The 24,767-nt window shown below is 71.5% G+C and carries 18 protein-coding genes and 1 pseudogene; 13 read left to right on the forward strand and 6 right to left on the reverse strand.

The annotated features are described in order from the left end of the window. Positions 1–87 precede the first annotated feature (87 nt). Both rpsO and truB read right to left on the reverse strand, forming a co-directional pair. Positions 88–360, reverse strand: a complete 273-nt coding sequence (rpsO, locus tag D9599_RS04460) for a 30S ribosomal protein S15 (RefSeq protein ID WP_198380021.1) — start codon at positions 358–360, stop codon at positions 88–90. Between the two features lie 24 nt (positions 361–384). Then, entirely contained in the window at positions 385–1,425 is a 1,041-nt protein-coding gene (gene truB / locus D9599_RS04465; protein ID WP_198380022.1) for a tRNA pseudouridine(55) synthase TruB, read from the reverse strand. A gap of 300 nt (positions 1,426–1,725) precedes the next feature. Here truB and D9599_RS04470 point away from each other — a divergent pair, with 300 nt between their 5' ends. From D9599_RS04470 to D9599_RS04490, 5 genes are all read left to right on the forward strand, one after another. Further along, positions 1,726–3,996, forward strand: coding sequence for a mechanosensitive ion channel domain-containing protein (locus D9599_RS04470; protein WP_309228534.1), 2,271 nt, complete (start codon positions 1,726–1,728; stop codon positions 3,994–3,996). Between the two features lie 490 nt (positions 3,997–4,486). Further along, entirely contained in the window at positions 4,487–4,801 is a 315-nt protein-coding gene (locus tag D9599_RS04475) for a hypothetical protein (RefSeq protein ID WP_232480129.1), read from the forward strand. Between the two features lie 70 nt (positions 4,802–4,871). Next, the gene (locus D9599_RS04480; RefSeq protein ID WP_198380024.1) at positions 4,872–6,404 is read left to right on the forward strand and encodes a cytochrome ubiquinol oxidase subunit I; all 1,533 of its coding nucleotides are present in this window, start codon (positions 4,872–4,874) and stop codon (positions 6,402–6,404) included. 5 nt (positions 6,405–6,409) lie between these two features. Further along, positions 6,410–7,459, forward strand: coding sequence for a cytochrome d ubiquinol oxidase subunit II (cydB, locus tag D9599_RS04485; protein WP_304621667.1), 1,050 nt, complete (start codon positions 6,410–6,412; stop codon positions 7,457–7,459). Continuing rightward, on the forward strand, positions 7,440–7,565 hold the full coding sequence (locus D9599_RS04490; protein WP_198380025.1) for a DUF2474 family protein: 126 nt from the start codon (positions 7,440–7,442) through the stop codon (positions 7,563–7,565). Before cydB ends, D9599_RS04490 begins: the two co-directional genes overlap by 20 nt. 266 nt (positions 7,566–7,831) lie before the next feature. On the opposite strand, the gene D9599_RS04495 is transcribed toward D9599_RS04490, so the two are convergent. Together D9599_RS04495 and D9599_RS04500 are read right to left on the reverse strand one after the other, a co-directional pair. Further along, positions 7,832–8,860, reverse strand: a complete 1,029-nt coding sequence (locus tag D9599_RS04495) for an amino acid ABC transporter substrate-binding protein (protein ID WP_198380026.1) — start codon at positions 8,858–8,860, stop codon at positions 7,832–7,834. 40 nt (positions 8,861–8,900) lie between these two features. Further along, positions 8,901–10,229 (reverse strand): FAD-binding oxidoreductase, encoded by a 1,329-nt coding sequence (locus D9599_RS04500; RefSeq protein WP_198380027.1) that lies wholly within the window; start codon positions 10,227–10,229, stop codon positions 8,901–8,903. A gap of 155 nt (positions 10,230–10,384) precedes the next feature. Here D9599_RS04500 and D9599_RS04505 point away from each other — a divergent pair, with 155 nt between their 5' ends. Next, on the forward strand, positions 10,385–11,206 hold the full coding sequence (locus tag D9599_RS04505) for an IclR family transcriptional regulator (protein WP_198380028.1): 822 nt from the start codon (positions 10,385–10,387) through the stop codon (positions 11,204–11,206). 122 nt (positions 11,207–11,328) lie between these two features. Here the strand turns inward: D9599_RS04505 and D9599_RS04510 are convergent, their stop codons facing one another. Beyond that, positions 11,329–12,138 (reverse strand): helix-turn-helix domain-containing protein, encoded by an 810-nt coding sequence (locus D9599_RS04510; RefSeq protein WP_198380029.1) that lies wholly within the window; start codon positions 12,136–12,138, stop codon positions 11,329–11,331. Between the two features lie 54 nt (positions 12,139–12,192). On the opposite strand from D9599_RS04510, the gene D9599_RS04515 reads away from it, so the two are divergent. The 3 genes and pseudogenes from D9599_RS04515 to D9599_RS04535 form a co-directional block, all read left to right on the forward strand. Then, positions 12,193–13,425 carry an MFS transporter gene (locus tag D9599_RS04515; RefSeq protein ID WP_198380030.1) on the forward strand — a complete coding sequence of 411 codons (1,233 nt, stop codon included), beginning with the start codon at positions 12,193–12,195 and terminating at the stop codon, positions 13,423–13,425. A 543-nt stretch (positions 13,426–13,968) separates the two neighbouring features. Beyond that, complete coding sequence (locus D9599_RS31160) at positions 13,969–16,473, forward strand: glycoside hydrolase family 113 (protein WP_232480130.1); 2,505 nt, start codon at positions 13,969–13,971, stop codon at positions 16,471–16,473. A 217-nt stretch (positions 16,474–16,690) separates the two neighbouring features. Further along, positions 16,691–16,861 (forward strand): annotated as a pseudogene (locus D9599_RS04535) (IS5/IS1182 family transposase); the annotation flags it as partial. A gap of 14 nt (positions 16,862–16,875) precedes the next feature. Here the strand turns inward: D9599_RS04535 and D9599_RS04540 are convergent. Next, a complete protein-coding gene (locus D9599_RS04540; RefSeq protein WP_198380031.1) occupies positions 16,876–19,668 on the reverse strand; it encodes an SLBB domain-containing protein in 2,793 nt (930 codons plus the stop codon). Between the two features lie 139 nt (positions 19,669–19,807). Here D9599_RS04540 and D9599_RS32115 point away from each other — a divergent pair, with 139 nt between their 5' ends. The 4 genes from D9599_RS32115 to D9599_RS04560 all read left to right on the forward strand — a co-directional run bounded on the left by D9599_RS32115 (position 19,808) and on the right by D9599_RS04560 (position 24,688). After that, positions 19,808–21,574 carry a heparinase II/III-family protein gene (locus D9599_RS32115; RefSeq protein WP_198380153.1) on the forward strand — a complete coding sequence of 589 codons (1,767 nt, stop codon included), beginning with the start codon at positions 19,808–19,810 and terminating at the stop codon, positions 21,572–21,574. 28 nt (positions 21,575–21,602) lie between these two features. Next, positions 21,603–22,502: a hypothetical protein gene (locus D9599_RS04550; RefSeq protein ID WP_198380032.1), complete on the forward strand. Its 900-nt coding sequence runs from the start codon at positions 21,603–21,605 to the stop codon at positions 22,500–22,502. A 286-nt stretch (positions 22,503–22,788) separates the two neighbouring features. After that, the gene (locus tag D9599_RS04555) at positions 22,789–24,039 is read left to right on the forward strand and encodes an O-antigen ligase (RefSeq protein ID WP_198380033.1); all 1,251 of its coding nucleotides are present in this window, start codon (positions 22,789–22,791) and stop codon (positions 24,037–24,039) included. Next, positions 24,032–24,688: a sugar transferase gene (locus tag D9599_RS04560; protein WP_198380034.1), complete on the forward strand. Its 657-nt coding sequence runs from the start codon at positions 24,032–24,034 to the stop codon at positions 24,686–24,688. The genes D9599_RS04555 and D9599_RS04560 overlap by 8 nt, the downstream gene beginning before the upstream one ends. Positions 24,689–24,767: the final 79 nt, after the last annotated feature.

The following is a 24,767-nucleotide window of genomic DNA, read 5'->3' on the forward strand; positions in this document are numbered from 1 at the left end:
CAGAGCCCTCTCCATGGGCACCGGCACAGCACGAAAAAGGGGAGGACATCGCTGCCCTCCCCCTTGCCGGTCGTGGGTGGCCGCGGCTTAGCGGCGCAGGCCGAGGCGGCCGATGAGGCTCTCGTAGCGCTGCTGGTTCTTGTTCTTCACGTAGTCCAGCAGCCCGCGGCGCTGGCCGACGAGCACGAGGAGGCCACGGCGGGAGTGGAAGTCCTTCGGGTGGGCCTTCATGTGCTCGGTCAGCGACGAGATGCGCTCGGAGAGCAGGGCGACCTGCACTTCGGGCGAGCCGGTGTCGCCGGGGGCGGTCGCGTATTCCTGGATGAGCGCCTGGCGGCGCTCCGGGGTGATCATCGACATCGGGATATCCTAGGAGAGGGGGCTTCAGGATCCGCCGCGGGCGAGCCAGCGCTCGGGGTGGAGCAATCCCTCCCCAAGCCTGCACAATCCCATCAGGCGCTCCCCCACCAGCACGCGGACGAGGCCACCATCGGGCCGGGCCGCCTGAGGAACCCGGCCCATGAACTCGACCAGGGAGATCTCCTGGCCGAACGAGAGACGGGCGGCTTCGGCTTCGGTGACGGCCAGGGCCGGGATGTCGTCCAGCGCGGTCGTCACCGGCAGCAGAAGCGCCGGGGAAGGGGGCGGGGTATCCCCCGTAACGACCAGCCTGTCCAGCGGAATCGCGTGCTCCTCGCGGAAGGGGCCGACGCGCAGGCGGCGGAGCGCCGCGATATGGCCGACGGTGCCGGCGGCGCGCGCGAGGTCGCGGGCCAGGGAGCGCATGTAGACGCCCTTGCCGCTTTCCACGTGGAAGATGGCGGTGTCGTCGTCCACGCGCTCGACCAGCTCGAAGCGGTCCACGCGGGCCGGGCGGGCGGCGAGCTGCACGGCCTGGCCTTCCCGCGCGAGGTCGTAGGCGCGCTCTCCGCCGACCTTGATGGCGGAGTAGATGGGCGGGACCTGCATGATGTCGCCGCGGAAGGCGGGAAGCGCCGCCTCGATCTGCTCGTTGGTCGGGCGGTAGTCGGAGGTGGCGATGGTCTTGCCGTCGGCGTCGTCGGAGTCGCGCTCGTCGCCCATGCGGAGGGTGAATCGGTAGATCTTCGTGCTGTCCATCACGTAGGGCACGGCCTTGGTGGCGGCGCCGAAGGCGATGGGGAGCAGGCCGGTGGCCAGCGGGTCGAGCGTGCCGCCATGGCCGACCTTCTGGGCGTCGAAGGCGCGCTTGAGCTTCGTGACGACGTCGGTGGAGCCCATGCCCGAGGGCTTGTCCACGATGAGCCAGCCGTCGAGCGGACGTCCCTTGGGGATGCGGTTGCGCCCGCGCTGGCCGGGCCGGCCGCCGCGTGGGCCGCCCTTCGGTCCGGCGCCGCGGGGCGCCCCCGTGTTCACGCCGTTATCCACGCCATCCTGACCCGCCATGCGCCAACTGCCCCTTCAGCCATCCGGACCGGCGCGAGCGCGGCCATGCCCTTTCTCCCCGGGTCGGGGAGGGCGGCCCTCTAGCACCGGGCGAGGCGGGGTGCACGGGGGATGCGCGCGGAAGAGGGTTGCGTGGATGCGCACGGGAGAGGCTGCGCGGGGCGCTCCGGCAGCGCAGGGCTCGACAGCGCTTGACCTGGGCGGATGCGGTGGGGTCCAACCCCTTCCATGAGGTGTGCCCTATCATTCCTTGTTGCGCTGCTCACCCTTTTCGGGGGGGAGGCCCTTGCCCAGGCGCCGGTGCCCGCCAGCACGGCGCCCGCGACGGCCTCGCCGGCGACGGGGGCGGAGGCGGACCGGCTGCTCGGCCTGCTGCGCGACGACGCGCGGCGGGGAGAGCTGATCCGTAACCTCGAGGCGCTCTCGGCGATGTCGCGCGCGGCACCGAATGGGGCGGCCGCGTCCGCGGCCCCGGCCGCGCCGGCTGCCACGCCGGCCGCTCCTGGCGCCGCCCCGGCCGGCGGGGCGCCCGCTGCGGCGGAGGCGCCGGCGGATGCGGGGCTGCTCGCGCCCAACACACTCGGCGCACAGCTGATGATGGGAGCCTCGCAGCGTCTCGCGCTGCTGTCGGACCAGGTTGTCTCGGGCGTGCAGGCGGTGACGGACCTGCCGAACATCGTCTCCTGGGCCTCCGGTGTCGCGCGCGACCCGGTGACGCAGGCGCGGGTGGTGGATGCCTCCTGGAAGCTCGCGCTGCTGTTCGGCCTCGGGCTGATCGCGGAGTGGCTCGTCTGGCGGGGCCTGGCCCGCTGGCGGGACCGGCTGGACGCGCGCGCGCCAGACGCGCCCAAGCCCGGCCGGGCCACGGTTTGGAACTGGCTGCGGCGCCTTCCTTTCGTGCTGGCGCGGCTCGCGCTCGACCTGCTGCCGATCGGGGCCTTCGCGATCATCTCCTACGGGCTGATCCGGGCGGTGCAGCCGCTGCCGACGACGGAGCTGGTGCTGCTGCTGGCGAACAACGCCTACATCGCCATCCGCGCGGTGATGCTCGCCTCCCGCATGCTGTTCTCGCCCAATTCGGCGCATCTCAGGCTCGTGCCGATGCAGGACGAGACGGCGGCCTACATCACGGTGTGGCTGCGGCGGATCGTGGCCGTTCTGGTGGTGGGCTGGGCGGTGGCCGAGGCGGGGCTGCTGTTCGGCGTGCCCTGGGCGGTTTACGACGCGATCACGCGGCTCTCGCTGCTGATCGTCTCGCTCTTCCTCATCATCGTGGTGATGCAGAACCGGCACGCGGTGGCCGACAAGCTGCGCGCGCCGGAGCTGAAGCCGGGCGACCATCCCGACCGTTCCCGCCGCCTGTTCCGCGCGCTGCGGGACCGGCTGGCGGAGATCTGGCACGTGCTGGCGATCCTCTACCTCCTCGCGCTCTGGGGGGTTTGGGCGCTGGAGGTGCGGGACGGCTTCCCCCGCCTGCTGCGGGCAAGCGCGATGACGCTGGCGGTGCTGGCGGTCGCCAAGCTGGTGGACGAGGGGCTGCGGCGGCTGCTGGAGCGCGGCTTTCGCATCAGCGCTGATCTCGCGCGCCGCTATCCGGGACTGGAGCAACGGGCGAACCGCTACCTACCGGTGCTGAAAGGCATCGTCTCGGGCATCGTGATGCTCGTCGCCCTGCTGTTCCTGCTGGAGACCTGGGGGATCGACGCCTTTGCCTGGTTCGCCCGCGGGCAGCTCGGCGCGCGGCTGATCGGCAGCCTCGTCTCCATCGGGCTGACGGTCATGGCGGCGATCACGGTCTGGGAGGTGACGAACGCGGCCATCCAGCGCCGGCTGACGAAGCTTTCCCGCGACACGCAGGCCGCGCGCTCGGCCCGCATCCGCACGCTGCTGCCGATGCTGCGCACCGCGCTGCTGATCATCATCATGATCTTCGTGGCGCTGAACATCCTCAGCGAGATCGGCGTGAACGTGGCGCCGCTGATCGCCGGTGCCGGTGTCGTCGGCGTTGCCATCGGCTTCGGTTCGCAGACGCTGGTGAAGGACGTGATCACCGGCATGTTCCTGCTGCTGGAGGATGCCGTTGCGGTCGGCGACACCGTGCAGATCGCCTCCATGACGGGCGTGGTGGAGCAGCTTTCCATCCGCAGCATCCGGCTGCGCGCGCTGGACGGATCGCTGCACATTATCCCCTTCAGCACCGTGACCTCGGTGACGAACATGACGCGCGACTTCGCCTTCGCCGTGCTGGAACTCTCGCTCGCTTATGGCGAGGACACGGATCGGGTGGCCAAGGTGCTGAAGGACATTTCCGCCGAGATCCGGGCGGAGCCGCGCTGGTCCGCCGTCATCCGCGACGACATCGACGTGATGGGCGTGGACAAGCTGCTGGAGACGGGCGTGGTGATGCGGGCGCGGATGAAGACCGACCCCTCCCAGCGCTACCCGGTGGCGCGGGAGCTCTACCGCCGCATCCAGGCGCGCTTCGAGGCGGAGGGCATCCAGATCAACTCGCCCTGGCGCAAGACGCCTGAGCCGACACCGGAAGAGGACGCGGCGGCGATCGCGGCCTGAGGGGCCGGTTCCGGTGGCTTTGGGGAGGCGCTGCTTCCCCAAACCCCTCCGCTGGGGACCCCGACGGGGGTTCCCAGACCCCAGCGATCTGGCGTTCGCGGATACGATGATTGGGGCTGGCGCCAGGGAATACTGCTTGGCGGCGCGGTTCGGCAGTTGCCTCGCCGAGGGACATGGTCCCTTGGCGGAACGGCTGTTCAGCCTTCCGCGTCAGCCACGAAGAAAAAGATGAGGGAGGGTTTAGGAGGGAGAATTCCTTCTCCCTCCCAAGGCCACCCGCACCGTGCATGGCAGCCCCGCGACTTGGCGCTTGCCTTCCTCAACGGCGGCCATAGGGTGGTGCGCATGGCTTCTCTTCGAACTCAGGGCGGGCGCCGAATGCCCCGAATTACCCTCCCGGTCGTCTGACCGGCACGCGGGCGATGCCCCGCGTCGCGGGCGGGCGGCCGGGCCAGAGCCCTCCGCCCCCTGTTCGAGAGAGATCTTCCCCATGTTCGATGCCCTTCCCGGTACCCTTCTGCCCGCGTCCCTTTCCGTTGAGGCGGCGGAGCGCGTGCTGGCCGTGCGTTATCTCGTGCGGGCGGAGGTTTCGCCTGGGTTGTTGCCGCGGTTGTTGCAGCCTTTGGCCAAGCGCGACGTGACGCCGGAGCGGTTCCGCGCGGCGCGGGAGGGCGAGGCGATGCGGGTGGAGATCGCGGCGACTCTGCCGGAATCGGTGGTGGAGCTGGTGGCAGGGAATATCCGCTCGGTGGTCGGCGTCACGCGGATCGAGGTGGAGCACGGAAGAGTTTCGCGGGGCGGCTGAGCGGCCACGCGTAACTGCTTGGTTCCGTGGGCAGTCGTTCCCACCTCTCCGCCAGGAGAGTCCGTGCCCCATGATCGACGCCCTTCTGCCGAGCGCTCTTGACCTCGCGCGCTTCCAGTTCGCCTTCACCGTCGTCTGGCACTTCCTGTTCCCTGCTTTCACCATCGGGCTCGCGAGCTATCTCGCGGTGCTCGAGGGGCTGTGGCTGTGGACGGGCAAGGCCGTCTACCTCGACACCTTCCGCTACTGGTTGAAGATTTTCGCCGTGGCCTTCGCCATGGGCGTCGTGTCGGGGATCGTCATGTCATACCAGTTCGGCACGAACTGGTCGGTGCTGTCGGACAAGGCGGGCGCGGTGATCGGGCCGCTGATGGGTTATGAGGTGCTGACCGCCTTCTTCCTGGAGGCGGGCTTCCTCGGCGTCATGCTGTTCGGCATGGACCGGGTGGGCAAGGGGCTGCACATGCTGGCTACCGCCCTGGTGGCGACCGGCACCTTCTTCTCGGCCTTCTGGATCCTCTCGGCCAATTCCTGGATGCACACGCCGGCGGGCTACGCGCTGCTGCCGGACGGGCGCTTCGTGCCCGAGGACTGGTGGGCGGTGATCTTCAATCCCTCCTTCCCCTATCGCCTCGCGCATACCGTCACGGGCGCCTACCTGACGACGGCGCTGATCGTGGGGGCGGTGGGCGCCTGGCACCTGCTGCGGGAGCGCCAGGGGCGGCTCGCGCGGCGTGATGCGGGGGTGGAGGCCGCGGGCGGTGCTGCCCCAGGGAGTGCCGCGGCGGACCGCGGGCGCGAGGCGAGCGAGGCAGGGCCGAACCCCCGCGCGCGGCTGATGTTCTCGATGGCGATGTGGATGCTGCTGATCGTCGCGCCGGTCCAGGCGGTGCTGGGCGACCTGCACGGGGGCAACACCTTCGAGCACCAGCCGGCGAAGGTGGCGGCGATGGAGGGGCATTTCCCGACGGAGCGCGGCGCGCCCTCCATCCTGTTCGGCCTGCCGGACGCGGAGGCGGGAGTGACGCGGATGCAGGTGGCGATCCCGAACCTCGCCAGCCTCTATCTCACGCATGACTGGAACGGGGAGGTGCGCGGTCTGAACGACATCCCGCGCGACCACTGGCCGACGAACATTCCGCTCGTCTTCTGGGCCTTCCGTGTGATGGTAGGGCTCGGGCTGCTGATGATCACGCTCGGCGTGGCGGGCGGCGTGATGCGGCTGCGCGGGCGGCTTTACGAGACGCCCTGGCTGCTGCGGGCCGCGATCGCGATGGGGCCGGCGGGGCTGGTCGCCGTGACGGCGGGGTGGATCGTCACCGAGGCGGGGCGGCAGCCCTTCACGATCTACGGAATGCTGCGCACGGCCGACAGCGCCTCGCCGGTCGCGCTGCCGGCGGTCGCGACCTCGCTCGCGGCTTTCGCGGTGGTCTACTTCGTCGTGTTCGGGGCGGGCATCTGGTACCTGTTCAAGCTCTTCCAGCAGACGCCGCGGGCGCAGGAGGGGGCGCCGCCCTCCGGCCAGCCGATCCGCACGGCGGGGATCACGCCCGCGCCCTCCGCGGCGCCGGGTGCCGCGCCCGCCATCCAGCCGGCGGAGTAGGGACGATGGAGATGGCGCTGACGGGCTGGGCCTTCTGGCTGCCGCTGATCTGGGCGGTGCTGATCGCGCTGGCCGTTTTCTTCTACGTCTGCATGGACGGCTTCGACCTCGGCATCGGGATCCTGTTTCCCTTCATGCCGGAGAAGGCGGAGCGGGACGTGGCGGTGAACACGGTCGCGCCCGTCTGGGACGGCAACGAGACCTGGCTGGTGCTCGGCGGCGGCGGGCTGCTGGCGGTGTTTCCGCTGGCCTATGCCGTGGTGCTGCCGGCGCTCTACATGCCGCTGATCCTCATGCTGCTCGCGCTCGTGTTCCGGGGCGTGGCCTTCGAGATGCGCTTCCGCGCCGAGAACGAGACCCAGCAGCTCTGGTGGGATCGGGCCTTCTCCTGGGGGTCGATGCTCGCGGCCTTCATGCAGGGGATCGCGCTCGGTGCCTTCGTACAGGGGATCGAGGTTGAGGGCCGCGCCTATGCCGGTGGGTGGTGGGACTGGCTCTCGCCCTTCTCGGTGCTGACGGGGGTGGCGCTGATGGTGGGCTACGCGCTGCTCGGCGCCTGCTGGCTGCTGTGGAAGACCGAGGGGCCGCTGCACACGCGCGCGGCGTCGCTGGCCTGGCGCTTCGCGCTGGCGACGGTGGGCGCGATCGCGCTCGTCTCGGCCATCATGCCCTTCCTGCAACCGGCCTTTGCCGCGCGCTGGCTGACTTTCCCGAACCTGCTTCTCGCGGCGCCGGTGCCGCTGCTGGTGGGTTTCCTCATCTGGCGCTTCTTCCACGCGCTGGCCGAGGATACCGGGCACGGCGGGATGGTGGACGCGCGGCCCTTCATGCTCGCGCTCGGCCTCTTCGCGCTGTCCTATGCGGGGCTCGGCGTGTCGATGTGGCCGATGATCGTGCCACCGGCCTTCAACATCTGGGAGGCGGCGGCGCCGCCGGCCTCGCAGGGCTTTCTGCTGGTGGGCGCCGCGGTGCTGATCCCGGTGATCCTGGCCTATACCGGCTACGTCTACTGGCTGTTCCGCGGGAAAGTGACGCATGAGAGCGGCTACCACTGAGATGTGGGGGCGCCGGCTGCTCTGGTTCGTGGGGCTCTGGGCCGTGAGCATCCTCGCGCTGGGCGTGGTCGCGATGATCCTGCGCGCGGTGCTGAAGGGGGTTTAGCGCCCGGCGGGTGGCGCGGGTGACTCCGGGGAGAGGAAGAAGGAATTCTTCCTCTTCCCAGACCCGTCGGAGGCAGTGCCTCCGACCCATCATCTTTTTCTTCGAGTTGCAAATGCTTTGCGGCCGGTGCGCCTCGGGTCATGGACCCAAGGCGACTGAACGATCAGGAAGGTTCCGCGAAGCCAGATGGGGATCCAAGGGCCTCAGGCCCTTGGCGGGCGAGGTCCGGAGAGGGCAGCGCCCTCTCCGGAGTCACCGGCGCCGGCCTATCGCATGGCCGGCGCGAACTGGAATCCGCCCGCGGTCCAGAGCGCGTTGTGCCCGCGCGCGAGGCCGAGCGGCGTGATGTTGCGTTCGAAGACCTCGCCGTAATTGCCCATCTGCTTGATGACGAAATAGGCCCAGCGGTTGTCCAGCCCGAGCGCCTGGCCGAGGCCGCCTTCGGTGCCCAGCAGGCGGCGGATATCGGGGTTGGAAGCGCCGCCAAAGGTGTCCACGTTGGCGCTCGTCACCTTCAGGTTCTCGGCGTGGAGCGCCGCGTACTGCACCCAGCGCACGATATCGAACCACTTGTCGTCGCCTTTGCGCACCATGGGCGCGATCGGGCCGAAGCTGAGCTGCTCGGGCAGGATGGTCAGCTCGTTCGCCTGGGGGCCCTGGCGGTAGCGGAAGGCGGCGGCCTGGGAGGTGTCGGTGGCGTAGGCGTCGCAGCGGCCGTTGAGGAAGGCTTCGCGCAGCTGGTTCACGTCGCTGATAAGGACGGGCGTGTACTCGATGCGGTTGGCGCGGCCCCAGTCGGCGAGGTTGATCTCGGTGCTCGTGCCGCTGGCGACGCAGATCGACGCGCCGCCCAGCCCGGTGACGGAGGTGACGCCGGAGGCGGTCTTCACGATGATGCTCGTGCCGTCCCAGAAGTTCGGGGCCGCGAAGAGAAGGCCGAGATTGGCCTCGCGCGTCAGGCTCCAGCCGGTGTTGCGGATCAGGACGTCCACCTCGCCGGCCTGTAGGGCGGTGAAGCGGCTGACCGTGCTGAGATGGACGTAGCGGACCTTCTCGGCGTCGCCGAGGGTCGCGGCGGCCAGGGCGCGGCACCCGTCCGCGTCGATCCCGCGCATGACGCCGCGGTTGTCGGGGAAGGAGAAGCCAGGCGATTCGCCGGATACGCCGCAGTTGAGCACTCCGCGGGCGCGGACCGCGTCGAGGGTGGCCGAGCCGGAGCCCTGGGCTGCGGCCGGGGCGGCGGCGCCGAGGCCGATCAGCCCCGAGGCCAGGGCCGCCATGACATGCTTCAGCATCTGATCACCTTGAGCTTGGGGGAGGTGCGGAGGGTGGTCTTCACATCGCGGCCGGGCGGAGGTCCGCGCCGTCGCTGAAGCGGGAGAAGCGGAAGGGTGCGGGATCGACGACCGGCGCGTCCCCGGCGATCAGGTCGGCGGCCAGCCGGCCCGCGCCGGGGCCGACCCCGAAGCCGTGGCCGCTGAAGCCGGTCGAGAGGAAGAGGCCGGGCAGCGCGGCGACGGGCGAGATGACCGGGACGGCGTCCGGCGTGTTGTCGATCCAGCCGCCCCAGGCATGGGCGATCCTGGTCCCCGACAGGGCGGGGTAGGATTCCACGAGCATCGACAGCGCCTCGTCCACCGTCGCCCTGTCCGGGCCGGGATCGAGGATGCGCGTGCGCTCGAAGGGGGAGGTCCCGTCCGGCGTCCAGCGGGCGAGGGCTTCGGGCCCTGAGAGGAAGGAGCGGCCCATCCGCACCTTCACGCCGGCCTCGCGGCGCTTGAGGAACATCGGCAGGAACTCGCGGGCGTAGCGGAAGCCCTGCGGCGTCAGCTCGATGGTGCCGCGCCCGCGGATCGCGACGGTGTAGCCGCCGTCGAGCCGGCGGCGCATCACGTAGTTCGGGGTGGAAAGCCCGCCCTCGGTGACCGCGGGCGCCGCCGTGGTGGCGAAGACCGTCGAGCGCACGCCCGCCTGGGGCAGGGCGATGCCGTGGTGGCGGAGGAAGAGCGAGGTCCAGGCCCCGCCCGCGCAGAGCACGGCCCCCGCGCGGATCCGGCCCGCTTCCGTCACCACGCCCGAGAGGGCGCCGCCGGTGCGTTCGAGCGTCCGCACGGCGCAGCCCTGGTGGATGGTGACGCCCAGCCGGCGCGCTGCCTCGGCGAGGGCGGGCACGGCCATCGAGGGCTCGGCCCGGCCGTCGGTCGGGGAATGGGCGCCGCCGATCCAGCGGCGGGCGCAGCCGGGCGTCATCGCCTGGGCCTCCCGCGCCGTCAGCATCCGGCTCTCCACCTGGTAGCTACGGGCGAGCTCGGACCAGCGCTCCCATGCCTCCAGGTCCGCGGGCCGGTCGGTGACGTAGAGCAGGCCCGTGCGGCGGAAGCCGAGATCCGCGCCGATCTCCTCGGCGAGACGGCCCCAGAGGTCGAGGCTGTAGCGGGCGAGGGGAAGCTCGCGCTCGTCGCGGTTCTGCTGGCGGCACCAGCCCCAGTTCCGGCTGGACTGCTCGGCCGCGACCCGGCCCTTCTCGAGCACCGCGACGGAAAGGCCCTTCCGGGCGAGGTGGTAGGCCGCGGCGATGCCGGCGATGCCGCCGCCGATGACGACCACGTCGGCCTCGGCGGGCAGGGCGGGGTCGCTTTGGACGGGATCCACGTTCGACGGCATCGGCGTCTCTCCTGGCGGCAGGCGACGGGAGGGGCTTCGTCCAACCCGACGGCCCCTTCGGCCTCTCTAGCTGTCGTACCGGTCGGCGGCAACAATTGTTTCCACTGAATGGAAGTGACGCTATAAAAGTTCCATTTAATGAAAACAGGTGCGCTATGGTTAAGGTGGTGGCGGAGGGGCGGGACGGCGTGCTGTCCCGGGCCGTTGCGATCCTGCGAGCCCTGGCCGCGGCGGGGCCCGAAGGCCTGCGGCTGAGTGACATCGCGGATGCGGCGGGCCTGCCGAAGCCCACGGCGCTCCGCTTCCTCAGGAACCTGCAGGGCGAGGGGCTGGTGGAGGACGGGCCCTCGGGCCGCAGCTACCGGCTGGGCCTCGACCTCTTCTGCCTCGCCGCGCGGGCCGGCAATCCGTCCAACCTGCGCGACCTCGGCCGGCCCGCGATGCTGCGCGTCGCCGCGGCCTTCGAGGATACGGTCTTCCTGCTGGTGAGGTCCGGCTATGATGCCGTCCTCATCGACCGGAGCGAGGGGGTGCTGCCGGTCCGCTCCCTCACCGGCGATATCGGCGGCAAGGTGCCGCTCGGCCTGGGGCAGGGGTCCACGGCCATCCTCGCCTCTCTTCCTGCCGGGGAGCAGGAGGAGGTCGTGCGGCACAACCTTTCGCTCATCCGGGAGCGGGGCGGGCTGGACGAGGCGGCCCTGCGCGCCGCCCTGCTCGACACGGCCCGGAAGGGCTACTGTGACGTCGCGAACGGCCTCATCCCGGGAAGCTCGGGCTTGGCGGTGCCGATCCGGGACAGGACCGGGCAGGTGGTCGCGGCACTCAGCATCGGGACGACGCTGGAACGCCTCACGCCGGAACGGCGGGCGGCGATGGCGGAGATGCTGCAGCGGGAGGCGGCGGCGATCGGCGACGCCTCCAACCCCTTCGACCCCGCGCTTCGCCGGCCCGGTGCATCCCTGCAGGGTTCCGGCTGAGGTTTCCCTGGCCGCGGGGCGGGATGTCGGGCACCGCCGTGGGCGCTTAGCATCAAGCGAGTAGCATCGCTTGATGACAAAGCTTGCGCCGCTGCACGAGGTGGTAGTGCTCCCCGTGGCCGCTACTGGCGGTTCTGGACCGTCCTGCCTTCGCTTCCACGCGGCGTGACCCCGAAGGCCGCGCGGAAGGCCGCGCCGAAGGCGGGGGCGGAGGCGTAGCCGACCGCTGCGGCCGCGCGGGCCGGCGGCACGCCCTGGGCGAGGAGGGCGGCAGCCTCGGCGAGGCGGAGCGCCTGGCGCCAGGCACCGAAGGAAAGGCCGGTTTCCGCGCGGAAGTGCCGCGAGAGGCTGCGCGGCGAGGCACCGATGCGGGCCGCCCAGTCGTCGAGCGAGAGGGGGGAGGCAGGATCGGCCCGCAGCGCCGCCGCAAGCCGCGCGAGACGGGGTTCGCGCGGCTCGGGCACGCCGAAGGGGAGCGCGGGGGCGCGGCGGATCTCCTCGATCAGCAGGGCCGCGAGATGGCCGCCGCGGCCGTGCTCGTCCCATTCGAGGGGTTCCTCGCAGGCCGCGAGGATGAGTTCCCGCATGAGGGGGGAGGTGGCCATGACCGTGACGCCCGCGGGGCCGGCGCGCGCCGCGTCCTCCCGCAGGAAGAGGGCGCGCATCCGGACGGTGCCGGCGACGAGGACGCTGTGCGGCTCGGCGGCGGGAACCCAGAGGGCGCGGCCGGAGGGGACGATGAAGCTCGCGGTATCGGTCGCGATCCGCATCACGCCGCTGAGGGAGAAGAGGAGCTGGGCGCGGGCGTGGCTGTGCCGGCCCGTCGATTCGCCGTCCGCGTAGTCGCGCCGGAAGGCGGCGAGCGGGCGGTCCACGGCGTCCTGCGGCAGAGGGCGCCGGGCGGATGGGATTTGGCCGGTTCTCGACAGCATATGGCCGAACGTCTCCTTCCGGCCAGGATAGGCTAAGCGGGCGGAGGAAAGCGAATGCCACAGGACCCGGCCACGCGGCAGATCTGGTTCATCAACGCGGCCCATGTCGTCTGCCACTACATGCTGCTGATCCTGGCGACGGCCGTGCTCGGCATGGTGCTGCATGACGGCGCGACCTTCGGGGCGGAGTACGGGCCGATCCTCGCGCTCGGCACGGGGATGTTCGTGCTCTACGGCATGGGCTCGCTGCCCATGGGCTGGCTGGCCGAGAAGCTGGGGCGGCACGCGATGATGGCGGCCTTCTTCCTCGGTGTCGGCGGCTCGCTGGTGCTGGCGGGGGCGGTGTCGGGGCCCTGGGGGTTGGCGGCGGCCCTGGCCCTGGCCGGGCTGTTCAACGCGATCTACCACCCCATCGGCACCGCGATGCTGGTGGAGGCGGCCGGCGAGCGCGTGGGGCGCGCGATGGGCAACAACGGCGTCTTCGGGAATCTCGGCGTCTCCTGCGCGCCGATCCTGACGGCGCTGCTGGTGGCGCAGGCGGGGTGGCGCTGGGCCTTCATCGTGCCGGGGCTGGTCGCGATCGCCCTCGGCGTGATGTGGCTGCGCGAGACGCCCTACGACGCCCGGCTGCACGCCAAGGGCGGCCGGCCCTTCCCCGAGATCCCGCGCGCGGTGGTGCGCCAGGCGGTGGTCTCGCTGCTGCTGATGGCGGTCTCGACCGGCTTCGTGTTCAACGCCTTCACCCTGCTGGTGCCGAAGCTGATGCAGGAGCGGATGGCGGACAGCCCGGGGCTGCTGCCGCTGGTGGGCGCGCTGGCCTTCTTCGCCACGCTCTTCGGCGGGCTGACGCAGTTCACGGTCGGGCGGCTGATCGACCGCACGACGCTCAAGCGCGTGTTCCTGCCGCTTGCGCTGGCCCTGGTGCCGGCGCTGCTGGCGCTGTCCTTCCTGCAGGGCTGGGTGGTGCTTCCGGTGGCAGCGGTCTCGGCCGCCGCGATCTTCGGGCAGGTGACGGTGAACGAGACGATGACAGCGCGCTACGTGGCGCCGGCGCTGCGCGCGAAGCTCTACTCGATCCGCTTCTTCGTGGGCTTCATCGGCGCGGCGGCGGCCTCACCGGCGATCGGGTACCTGCACGACACGACCGGGAACCTCGGCGCGGTGATGATCGTGCTGGCAGGCTTCGGGCTGATCACCCTTGTCTGCGCGCTGCTCTTCCCCGACCGGCCGGAGGAGCTCCGCCCGGAACTGTGGGCGCGGCCGCCGGCCGCCGTGGCGGCGGAGTAGGGGGAGGCGGGGGCTGCGGCCTCCGTGCAGCGCCTGCCGCCCGGCACTCGCCGGGCCATTCAGGATCGATGGTATTTCGGCGACGCGGCGCAGGGAGTTGCCGTCTCCTCCTCCCGCCTACAGGCCAGCCAGTGACAGTCTGTCGTCGGTAAATCGGCTTCTCGGCACTCCGGGCGTGGGAGCCTCGCAATTCCAACCCTGACGGCCGGGCCGGTGGCCATTCAGGACCTACACTCCGGCTCTGTGAATGCCGCCTCTTCGGGCTGACACCGCCTCGCCGGCCCTGCCGGTTGCCGTCTTGCTACGCGGGGCCTGTAGCTGCTCTGGCAGGCTCTGCAAGCTCGTCATGTAACCATCTGCAAGGCAGACCGGAGGGCTTCGTCCACAGCCCTAAGTCCTCGCTCGCACGAATTTTTGATGCGGAATGGAACTGAAAATGCCGAAGTTTCGCGTTGAGAACGTTCTGGCGTGTACAGAGCCTCCTGCACGGGGCTGATCCCTGCCGCTCGCCTGTCTGACTCGTCACAGCCCGGAAAATCCAGGATGAATGATAAGCTGTTCACATTCGCCGGGTTCGGATTTCCATCCTGGTGGAACGGCAATTACGGCTCGGCGGAAGCGCTGGCGTCGCTGACATCGCTGAAGGCGACCGGTGCCAACAGCGTCAGCATCACTCCGACAAGCTTTATCAGCACCGTATCCTCGTCCGATTTTCGCGCCACGTCGGGCACCGAATCCGATGCCAATGTGCGCGCCGAGATCCTGCAGGCGCAGTCCTTGGGCCTCGATGTCATTCTGAAGCCGCATGTGGACGCGCTCGACGGAGCGGACTTCCGAGGCGAGTTCTCTCCATCCGATGTGGGCGCGTGGTTTGCCGGCTACAAAGCACTCATCCTGCGCTACGCCGCCATGGCTGCCGAGACCGGCGTAAAAACCCTCTGCATCGGCTGCGAGTACGACAGTCTGTCCGGCGCCGCATACCGGCAAGCCTGGGTCGACATCATCGACTCCGTGCGGGCGATCTACAGCGGCACGATCACTTATGCCGCGACCTCGACTGCCGCCAAGGATGTATCCTTCTGGGACAAGGTCGATCTCATCGGTGTCAACGCCTACTACTCGATGAGCAGCAGCGCCACGGCGACGGTGGAGGATTACAAGGCGGCCTGGACAAGGGTTCCCGAAAGGGCATGGGAGGCTCAGAGCACCGAAGGCAAGTCCCCGATCGACTTCTTGCACGACCTCTCCTTGCGGTACGGCAAACCTCTCTTCATCACCGAGGTGGGCTATCGCAGCCTTGACGGCGCGGCGATCGAACCTGCTCTGTGGAATACCGCAGGCCCGGTCGACCTCCAGGAACAAGCGAACCTCTACCAGGCGCTGTTCCAGATCGTCACGACCTATGGCGGTGACTGGTTTGCCGGGCTGCACCTGTGGAACTGGGATGTCGTTCCCGATCAGGGCCTCAACACCGGCTTCTCGCCACAAGGCAAGCCGGCACTCGACGTCGTCACCCAGTGGTTCACTGGAAACGGCATCGTGCAAGGCCTTTCCACCCTTGGCACGGATACCGGTGACATCCTCGACGGAGGGCTTGGGAACGATCTTTTGGCCGGTGAACGGGGGAACGATCTGCTGCGCGGGAGCGAGGGGAACGACTTCCTCGTCGGCGGCCCGGACAGTCTGCCGGAGGTCCCGCGCGCGACCAGCACCATCGTCGTCTCCGCCTATGGCGGCGTCTTCTACGGGGTCGGCGCTCAGTTCGTCGTTCTCGTCAACGGGCATCAGGTCGGGCCGGTCCTGGAAGCCCGTGCAACTGGATCCGACTTTGCGGTGACCTTCGCCAACAGCGAGCCCGTTACCTCCGTCGCGATCAGCTTCCTCAACGATCTGTACGATCCCGCGAACGGGATAGATCGTAGCCTCTACATCCAGAGCATTCTCGTGAACGGGCACTCTCTGCCCATCAGCGAGAGCAGGAATCCCTCCGGTGATGGAACCGGGGCCCTCTGGTTCAACAGCTCGATGATCATTGACACCTCCTCGCGGCAGGACTGGTTCACCGGCTCCCTGACTGACCACGACACGCTGATCGGTGGGGCGGGAGACGACACGCTGCTGGGCGGAGGTGGCGAGGACATGTTGCTCGGCGGCGATGGTGCCGACCTGGTCTATGCCGGAGCAGGGCATGACATCCTGTTCGGGGATGCAGGCAACGACGTCATGACCGGCGACGGAGGCCGGGACACGCTGCTGGGAGGTGAGGGCGACGACCTGCTCTTCGGCGGAAGCGACAACGATGTGCTCTATGGCCAGAGCGGTGCTGATCACCTGCGCGGCGATGCGGGCGACGACGTCATGACGGGCGACGCCGGGAACGATATCCTGGTGGGCGGCGACGGCAACGATCTCGCCTTCGGAGGCGAGGGCGGCGACACCCTCTACGGCGAGGACGGTGCGGACCACCTGCGCGGCGATGCGGGCGACGACGTCATGACGGGCGATGCCGGGAACGACACTCTGGTAGGCGGCGGCGGCAACGATCTCGCCTTCGGGGGCGAGGGCGGCGACACCCTCTACGGCGAGGACGGTGCTGATCACCTGCGCGGCGATGCGGGCGACGACGTCATGACGGGCGATGCCGGGAACGACACGCTGGTAGGCGGCGGCGGCAACGATCTCGCCTTCGGAGGCGACGGCGGCGACATCCTGTATGGCGAGGACGGCGCGGATCATCTGCGCGGCGATGCGGGCGACGACACGCTGGTCGGTGGGGCAGGCAACGACACCCTGGTTGGCGGCGCCGGCGCGGACACCTTTGTGTTCAACCCTGGCCACGGGCAGGACTGGGTGGCGGACTTCACGGCTGGCGTGGACCGCCTCCTTCTCCAGGGCAGCGGCTACAGCACCTTCGCCCAGCTCGTCACCTCCGGAGCCGTCGTGATCGCCTCCGACAATCACGCGACGATCAGCACCGGGTCCGGTACCATCATCCTCGACGGAGCAGGGCTTAGCGCGCTCTCAGCGAACGACTTCATCTTTGGGTAGCTCCAGCGACGGAACCTTTGGACGGTTGATCGTGCCGGCGGCGGGTGCCGAGCCGGAACCGCCGAGAGGCGCGATCGCGGTCCGCCTTGCCGTGAGCCGCCAGGGCGTGATCACCTGACGTGGTCGCTTTCTGGCGCACCGACTGGAAGGGCGGGTGGACGCAGCCGGTAGAGGGGTGCCGCCGCGGGTAGGTAGTGAGGCAGCCGAGGCGATGATCCCGACGGACCACGGCAAGCCGGGCACCAAGCGCCATCTCGTCACGGATGCCCGCGGCGCGGCGCTTGGGCCGACGTTGAGCGGCGCCAACCGCCATCACAGTCGCATGCCGGCACCGGATTTGGACGCCACCCCACCGATCCAGACTGGCCTTCCCGGCTGGTCCAAACGGTTCCTTCGGGTGTTCTAACGCCCCTGCCGCGCGATGACGGCGAGGGCGGCGGAGCTGATCGAGAGCTGGCCGAGCACGCCCGCGATGTCGCGGATGAAGCCCCAGGTCTCGTAGGGCGAGGGGTCCTGCGGCACGACGACAAGGCTGCCGGGCGGGATGGGCGGCCCGCCGGCCTGCCAGCTGCCGAGGCCGGCCGGCGTGGTCTGGCCGTTTGGCAGGACGATGAAGGCGCGGGAGATGTCGGCGAAGCGCTGCTCGCCGCCGGCGGCACGCACGTACTGTATGGCCCGCCAGCCGCTGGAGAACTGCAGGCTGCCCGGGTTCAGCACGGCGCCGACGACGGTGACCTCATTCGGGCGCTTGGGCACCACCAGCAGGTCTCCCGGTTCGAGCAGCACGTCGAGGTCGGGGCGGGCGGCGAGGACGACAGGGTTAGCCTCGACCACCATGCGGCCGGCGGCGCGGGCTTCTCGGAGCGAACCCGCCAGGGCCTGGCCCGCGTTGATCGCGCCGCCGATGTCGAGATTGCCGGCGCGGCTGCCGGCCACGGCCTGGCCGGCGGCGACCTGGATGAGGCTCGTTTCCAGCTCGCGCGCGGTGCGCTGGAAGCCCTCCTGCTGGCGCTGGCGCACGCTTTCCCGCGTGAAGACGGCGCCGTAGGGATAGGCCTGGGCGGTCAGCCCCCCGGCGCGGGCGAGGAGTTCCGAGAGGCGCTCGCCGCGGCGGATGTCATAGGTGCCGGGGCGGAGGAACTCGCCCACCAGGGCCACGGGGCCGGTGTCGCGGTCACCGAAGCCGCGGGGGACGCGGATGGCGTCGCGCGGGGAGAGGCGGATGGCCGCGAAGTTGCGGGAGCGCAGGTCGAGCTGGACGCGGGAGAGGGGGAGGGCACCCGCGCCCTCCAGAGGCTCGCGCGCGAACTCGACGGCGGAGAGGTCGGCGGTGTCCGCGGTGCCGCCTGCGGCGGCGAGGACCATGTCGAGGCCGGTGTCTTCCAGCACGGGGTAGAGGCCGGGCAGGCGGACCTCCCCTGCCAGCAGCACGGCCTGATCGAGCAGGAAGGGGAGGAGGGCGGGGTAGTCGATGAAGACCTGCGGGCAGCCGCCGGCCCCGAGGTCGGGGAAGCCGGCGCTGCGGGCATGGGCGAAGCGGAGCGGGCTGGAGCGCGCGGCGACGGCAAGGGCGGTAAGGGCGGGGCAGTCGGGGGCGGGCGCCATGGGGACGCCTCCGGGGCCGGCCGCGAGGATGGTGCCCGGGGGCGCGCCTGGGATTGCGCCGGCGGTCACGCCGGGGATCGTGGCCGGGACGCTCGGCATGGCGGGCGCGGCCGCGACCTCGCCGCGGAGGGCGCGCTGTACCGGCGGGGCGGCGAGCCAGAGCACGTCGGCCTGGGAGAGAAGGATGACCTCGTCCCCTTCCTGGAGCGGCAGCTCGGCCTGGCCGTTCATGATCCGGCCGAGGTCGAAGGCGATGAAGCGGCGGACGCGGGTGCGCTCGTCCATGCGCCAGGCGACGCCGAGGCGGACATAGGGGTCGGGGCGGATCACGCGGGGGTCGGAGAGCAGGGCGCGCAGCCCCGCGCCGCGCGGCCCGATGCCGCGAGTGACGGGGGCGACGACGTGGCCGGCGAGGCGCAGCCCGCCCGAGACGGCGTCCACCCCGGGGGAGATGATAAGGGCGTCGCCGCGCCGGACGGTGGAGCGGGGAGAGAGCTCGGCCATGGCGCGGCGGCCGCCCGCATCGGTGCCGGTGGAGAGAAGGCGGTTGCCGGCCGGGCGCAGGGTGCCGCCAGCCAGCGCGAGCATGGCGGCGACCGAGGCGCCAGCCGAATTCGCGGGCAGCTCGTAGATGCCGGGGCGGGTGACGTCGCCGCCGAGGGCAACGACGCCGCCGAGCGGCGGGACCACCACGCGCTCCCCCTCTCGCAGCGAGAGGTTGGGGGTACCGGGCGCGCCGGCGATGGCGGCGTAGAGGTCCACGATGCGGGCACCTTCCGGCCCCTCCACCCGGATGGCGCGCAGGCTGCCGGTGCGGCGGATGCCGCCGGCGGCGCCGAGGGCGTCGAGGAGCGAGGAGAGGGCGGGGAGCGGCACGAGGCCGGGGCGCACCACCTCGCCGGCCACGAAGATGCCGATCTGGCGGGTCTGGCCGAGGGAGACGAAGGCTTCCGAGCCGCCGAGCTCGCGCGCGACGCGGGTTTCGATGTCGGCACGCAGGTCGCGCAGGCTGCGGCCGGCGGCGGGGAAGGGCGGCAGGTCCGGCAGGGCGATCATGCCGTCCCGGCCCACGCGGAGGGAGAGCGACTGGCGCGCGCGGCCGCGGATGGAGATCACCACCTCGTCGTCGCGGCCGAGGACGTAGCTGTCGGGTAGGGCACCGACCACCGGGGGCAGGCCGTTGGCGCCAGGGGCGAGGTTCCGGAAGGTGTCGTAGCCGAATTGCCGCAGCGGCGGCTGCTGCTCGGGCAGGCGGGCGGCGAAGAAGGCCTCGGTGTTCGAGAGGGGCTCCTGCAGGTCCAGGCGCGGCGCCGCAATGGGCGCGGCGGGAAGCGGGATGGGGGTTGGCGAAAGGGCCAAGGCGGGTGCCGGCGCGGGCGGGCCACCGGGGGCGCGGTTGCCAGCGGCGTCGATGATGCGCTGGAGGATATCCGCCTGGGCGGTGCCGGGCATCACCGGCAGGGGCATGCCGCCGGGCAGCGTGCCGGGGAGCGAGGGCGGGAGAAGCGGCTGGGCCGAGCCCTGGCCGCCCGGGAGATAGGGCTGGGCGATGGCGGAGCCGCCCGGCGGCAGGGCCAGGAGGGTGGCCATGGCCAAGCGGGCCGCTCTCTTTGCCGCTCTCCGGATCGACAAGCCCGCGCCTCCCCCGGCTGTACCGGGCGTCGCCGCGCAACCAGGCGGCGAGTTTCAACAGATAACACAAAATCGTGATCGTGCTAACACGCGCACCATGCCCTTCCAAGCGCCGCACGCCCTTCTCCGCCTCGACGCTGCCCTCCGCCTGGGTCCTCGGCCGCTGCTGTGGCTGGGGTGGCACAGGGCGCAGGTGGTGTCGGGGGTTGTCGGGCGGGTGCTGGCGGATGCGGCGGGCGCGAGGGGGCCCTTCCTGCCGGACCGTGCGCCTGCACCGCCCGTGCTGCCGGCCGCCGACCGGGCGGCGGTGCTGGCGGCCGCGCGCGCCCTGCCGCCGGTGGTGGTGCACGGGCCTTTCGATCCGTTGACGCCCGCGCTCTCGCTCGATCTCTTTGTGCCCGGCGATGTACGGCCGGTCTGGGAGGCGAATCGGCTGGCTTGGCTGCCGCTGCTCGTGCAGGCGCACCGGCTTGAGCCCGGCCAGGGGCATCTCGCGCGGGCGGAGGCGTGGCTCGGGGAGTGGTGCCGGGCCAACCCGCCCTTTCGAGGGCCGAACTGGGCTTGCGGGCAGGAGGCGGCGCTGCGCGCGCTGCACCTCTGCCTCTCGACCGCAATGTTGGGGGAGAAGGTGCTGCCGGGCTTGGCCGCGCTGCTGCGGCTGCACGCGCGGCGGATCGGGGCGGCGCGGGCCTATGCGCTGGCGCAGGACAACAACCACGGGGTGAGCGAGGCGGCGGGACTGCTGGCGACCGCCTGGGCGCTGGGGGATGCGGCGGGGGAGGGGCGCGCGGGGCGGGGGCTGGCGGCGGTGCTCTCACGGCTGGTGGCGCCGGATGGCGGCTTCGCGCAGGTTTCGACCGGCTATCACCGGCTGCTGCTGGACACCCTCTCGGTGGTGGAGTGGCTGCGGCGGCACCACGGGGCGGACCTGCTGCCGGAGCCTTTCGGGGCGCGCGCGGCGGCGGCGGCGCGCTGGCTGGTCCGGGTGATGGACCCCGCCACGGGGGCGGTGCCGCGACTCGGGCACCAGGACGGTTCGGCGCTGGCGGATCTCTCGCTTCGCGGCCCCTCGGACGCGCGGGGGAGCGCGGAGCGGGCGGCACGGCTGTTCCTCGGCCGCTCGGCGGGGGTGGCGGATGATCCGGGCTGCGCCTGGCTCGGCCTGCCGCCCGCGCCGCCGGTCGGGGCGGAGGAGAATTGGGTGGCGGCGGGCACGCGGGGCTGGCGGGTCGGCGAGGCGCGGGGGCTGCTGCGCACCGGGCCGCTGCGCTTCCGGCCGGGGCAGGCAGACCTGTTGCATTTCGACCTCCTGCTCGGCGGAGCCAACGCGCTGCGCGACGCGGGGACAGGGGCCTACAACCCGCCCGCTGAGCACGGCTGGTGGACGGCGCACTTCGCCTCGGCGGCGGCGCACAACCTCATCCTGTTCGATGACGCGGAGCCGATGCCGCGGGCGGGCCGCTTCCTGCTGGCGCGCTGGGCGCGGACGGAGGCGCTGCCGGACGGCGCCGCCACGCGGGATTTCCGGGGCAACCGGCACGCGCGCCGGGTGGTGCCGGGCGCGGCGGCTTGGCGGGTGGAGGACGAGGTCTCGGGGCCTTTCCAGTGGATGGCGCTGCGCTGGCACCTCGCGCCCGGCGCCTGGCGCGTGGTGGAGAGCGGGGTGGAGGGCGAAGGGATCGGCCTCAGCCTTTCCGCCGACGCCGCGCTGGACCTCCGCCTGGAGGAGGGGTGGGAGAGTCCCGCCTATGGCCACGCGCGGCCAGTTCCCGTCCTGGTGGCGCGTGCCCGGGCACCCGTCTCACGTGTCCTGACCGTCATTCGGACCGTTGCGGGTTGCAAAGATCTGGCAGAAACGCCCTAGAATGGGCTACACGTCCCCGTGAACGGTGATGCCGCTCGAACTCCTCCTCCTCGGCCTGTGGCGGCTGCGCTGGCGCATCATGGGCGCGGCGTTGGCGCTGCTGCTCGTCGCCGGCACGCTCGTCATGGTCTGGCCGCGGCAATACGTGGCGGAGGCGGTGGTGGCACCGGCAGAGACCACCGGGCTCGCGGCCTCCACCCTCATCCAGGGCGGGCTGGTCATGCCGGGCGGGCTGCTGGACACGCGGGCGGGGGGGAACTTCGCCATCTATCTCGCGAGCATCCGCAGCCCGGAGGCCGTCGCGATGCTCGCGCGGGACACGACGATCCTGGCCGACCTGACGCGGCTGAAGCGGGAAGGCGTGACCGGGCGGCTGCGGGTGCTGGCGGGCTTCCCGCCCTCTCCGGCGGATCTCGACGACGTGGACCGCTGGCTGGATCGCAATCTCGGCGTGACGCAGTCGCTCGCGACGGTCACCACCTCCCTCACCATCCCGCATCCGGACCGGGCGACGGCGCTCGGTATCCTCACGCGCCTGCACGCCTTCGGGGAGGCGCAGGTGCGGGCGAGCCTGCACGAGCTGGCGCGGCGGCGGATTGCGGCGCTGGAGGCCCGGCTGGCAACCGAGCGCGACATCTACATGCGCAACCCGATCTACGAGCTGCTGGCCCAGCACCAGCGCGCCGAGGTGATCGCGAAGGCGGACGAGATCGTGGCGGCGCGCCTCGTCTCCCTGCCGAGCGTGGGGATCTGGCCGGCCCTGCCGAACCGCCCGCTGCTGCTCGTGCTGCTGGCGGTGACGGTGCCGATGGCCTGCCTGCTGCTGGCGGCCTGCCGCGTGCTGCTGTTCGGCGTGCCCCCGGAGCCGGTGCGCCGCGGCGGGGCACGGCTGGGGCGGCTGGCTGTGGCGCGGAAGCGGGAGGAGTGAGGGGGCAGGCGCTGGTGGCCCCCGGGGGAGAGAATGACTTCTCTCCCCCGGACCCCCACTCATCTCTTTCTTCGGGTTGGGACCTCTCTGCGGCCGGTGCGCCTCGGGTCGGGTACCCGAAGCGACTGCACGGGCAGGAGGGGCGCCCGAGGAAAACCAGCCTTCCGTCATCGCATCCGCGGAAGCCAGATCGGGGTCCAGGGGCCTCAGGCCCTTGGCGGGACGGGCCGAACGCTGCGCGTTCACCCGGGAGGTCCGGAGTGGGCGGCGTCCTCTCCAGAGCTGCATGAGGCGCCCCACCTCCGCGGGCCTGGCGGCGCTGGCCGGGGTTCCCGCCGCGGGTATGCAGTTCGCCGGTGCTTTGAAGTCGGCCCCTCTACTGGCGGGGTTGCCCCTCGACCTGACCGTCGCCTGCACGGCCGCGCTGGCGCCGGGGCTGTTGCTGCTGCTGGCGGGGGCGCGGTGGCGGGTGCGGCGGGTGCTGGGGCTGCCGCTGGCCTGTTGCGGCTTGCTCTGGGTCTGGCTGGTGGTGGCGGCGCTCTGGACGGCCTCGCGCGAGGTGGCGGCGGCGAAGTTGCCGGAGGCGGTGCTGGTGGCGCCCGCCATGCTGCTGGCGGGGCTTGTGGTGGGGGCGGATGGCGGGGCGCGGCGGGTGCTGGCCGGCGCGGTGCTGGTGCTCGGGCCGTTTATCGGTGCCTCCATCGCCTGGGGGATCCTGCACGGGCAGGTGGTGCTCGGGGGGGCGGTCGGGGCCAATCCGGACCTTGTGCGCGTGCAGTACCAGCTCGCCGGGCTGGCGATCGCGTGCTCGGCGGGGCTCTCGGCGCTGCGGGCGGTGGAGGCGCAGGGGATCCGGCGGCTGGGCTGGCTTGGGCTGACGGCGGTGCTGGGAATCGGGGGGCTGCTGCCGGGCGGGCGGGCGGGGCTGCTCGCGCTGGGGCTCGTGGTGACGCTGGCGCCGGCGGCGCATCTCTGGTCGGCGGGACGGGTGCGGGCGGCACTGGGCTGGGTGGTGGCAGCGATGGCGGCGGGGGGGCTGGGGCTGCTCGTGCTGCTGGCTGATCCCTCGCGGGCGGAGGGGCTGCGGACGCTTGAGCGCTTCACGGGGGACGGCATCGCGGCCTCGGCGCGGCCGGTGCTCTGGGCGGAGGCGGTGCGCTGGGCGGGGGAGACGCTGCCCTGGGGTCTCGGCACCGGCGGCTTCACCATCGCGGCAGGGAACGGGGAGCGGCGCGGACTTTATCCGCACAACCACGCGCTGGAGGCGCTGGCGGAGGGGGGCGTGCCGGGCATCCTCCTCTGGCTCGGGGCCTTTGGGGGCGGCGCGGCGCTGCTGGCAGGGCGGCTGCGCGGCTTGCCGGCGGGGGCGGCGGGGCGGCTGGTGGCGCTGGTGCTGCCGGTGGCGCTCGGCGCCATGGTCTCGACGGATCTGGGGAACCGGATGGTCTGGTTCGCGCTCGGGCTCGCGCTCTCGGCCGGGCTGGAGGCGGTGCCGCGGGGGGCGGCGGGGGAAAGGCCGGAGGAAGCACATGGCTGAAGGCTTCTACGCGCGGGCGGGGAAGCGCCCTCTGGACCTGCTGGGGGCAGGGGGGCTGCTGCTGGTGCTGAGCCCGGTGCTGGCGGCGGTGGCGCTGGCGGTGCGCCTGGCGCTGGGCCCCGGCGTGCTGTTCCGCCAGGAGCGGGCAGGGCGGGGTGGGGTGCCCTTCACGCTGTTCAAATTCCGCTCCATGCGGGAGCCGCGCTATCCCGGCGAGCCTGATGGGGCGCGGCTGATGGGCTTTGGACGGCGGCTGCGGGCCTCGGCGCTGGACGAGGTGCCGCAGCTGCTGAATGTGCTGCGGGGGGAGATGAGCCTCGTCGGGCCTCGGCCGCTGCCGGTGGCCTATCTCGACCGCTACACGGCCCGCGAGCGGGAGCGGCTGCGGGTGCGGCCCGGCCTGGCGGGGGCGGCGCAGGCGCGGGGGCGCAACGCCGTGCCCTGGCCCGAGCGGCTGGAGTGGGATGCGCGCTACGCCGCCCAGGTCACCTTGAGGGGAGACGTGGTGGCGGTGCTCGGGACGATCGGCGTGCTGCTCTCGGGGCGCGGGGTTTCGGCGGAGGGGCATGCGACCATGCCAGAACTGCCACCAGCGCGGCTCCGCCAGCCGGAATGTTTCGAAGTCTCACAAGTAGATACGAGATTATGAGCTAGCGCCTGAGGAGAGCTGTTGAGGCTTATCAAACTTATGGTTGCGGTAACCCTTGCCGACTCGCCTAAATCCCCTC

It is taken from the genome of Roseomonas sp. KE2513, from assembly GCF_016107305.1.
Taxonomy (GTDB): domain Bacteria; phylum Pseudomonadota; class Alphaproteobacteria; order Acetobacterales; family Acetobacteraceae; genus Roseomonas.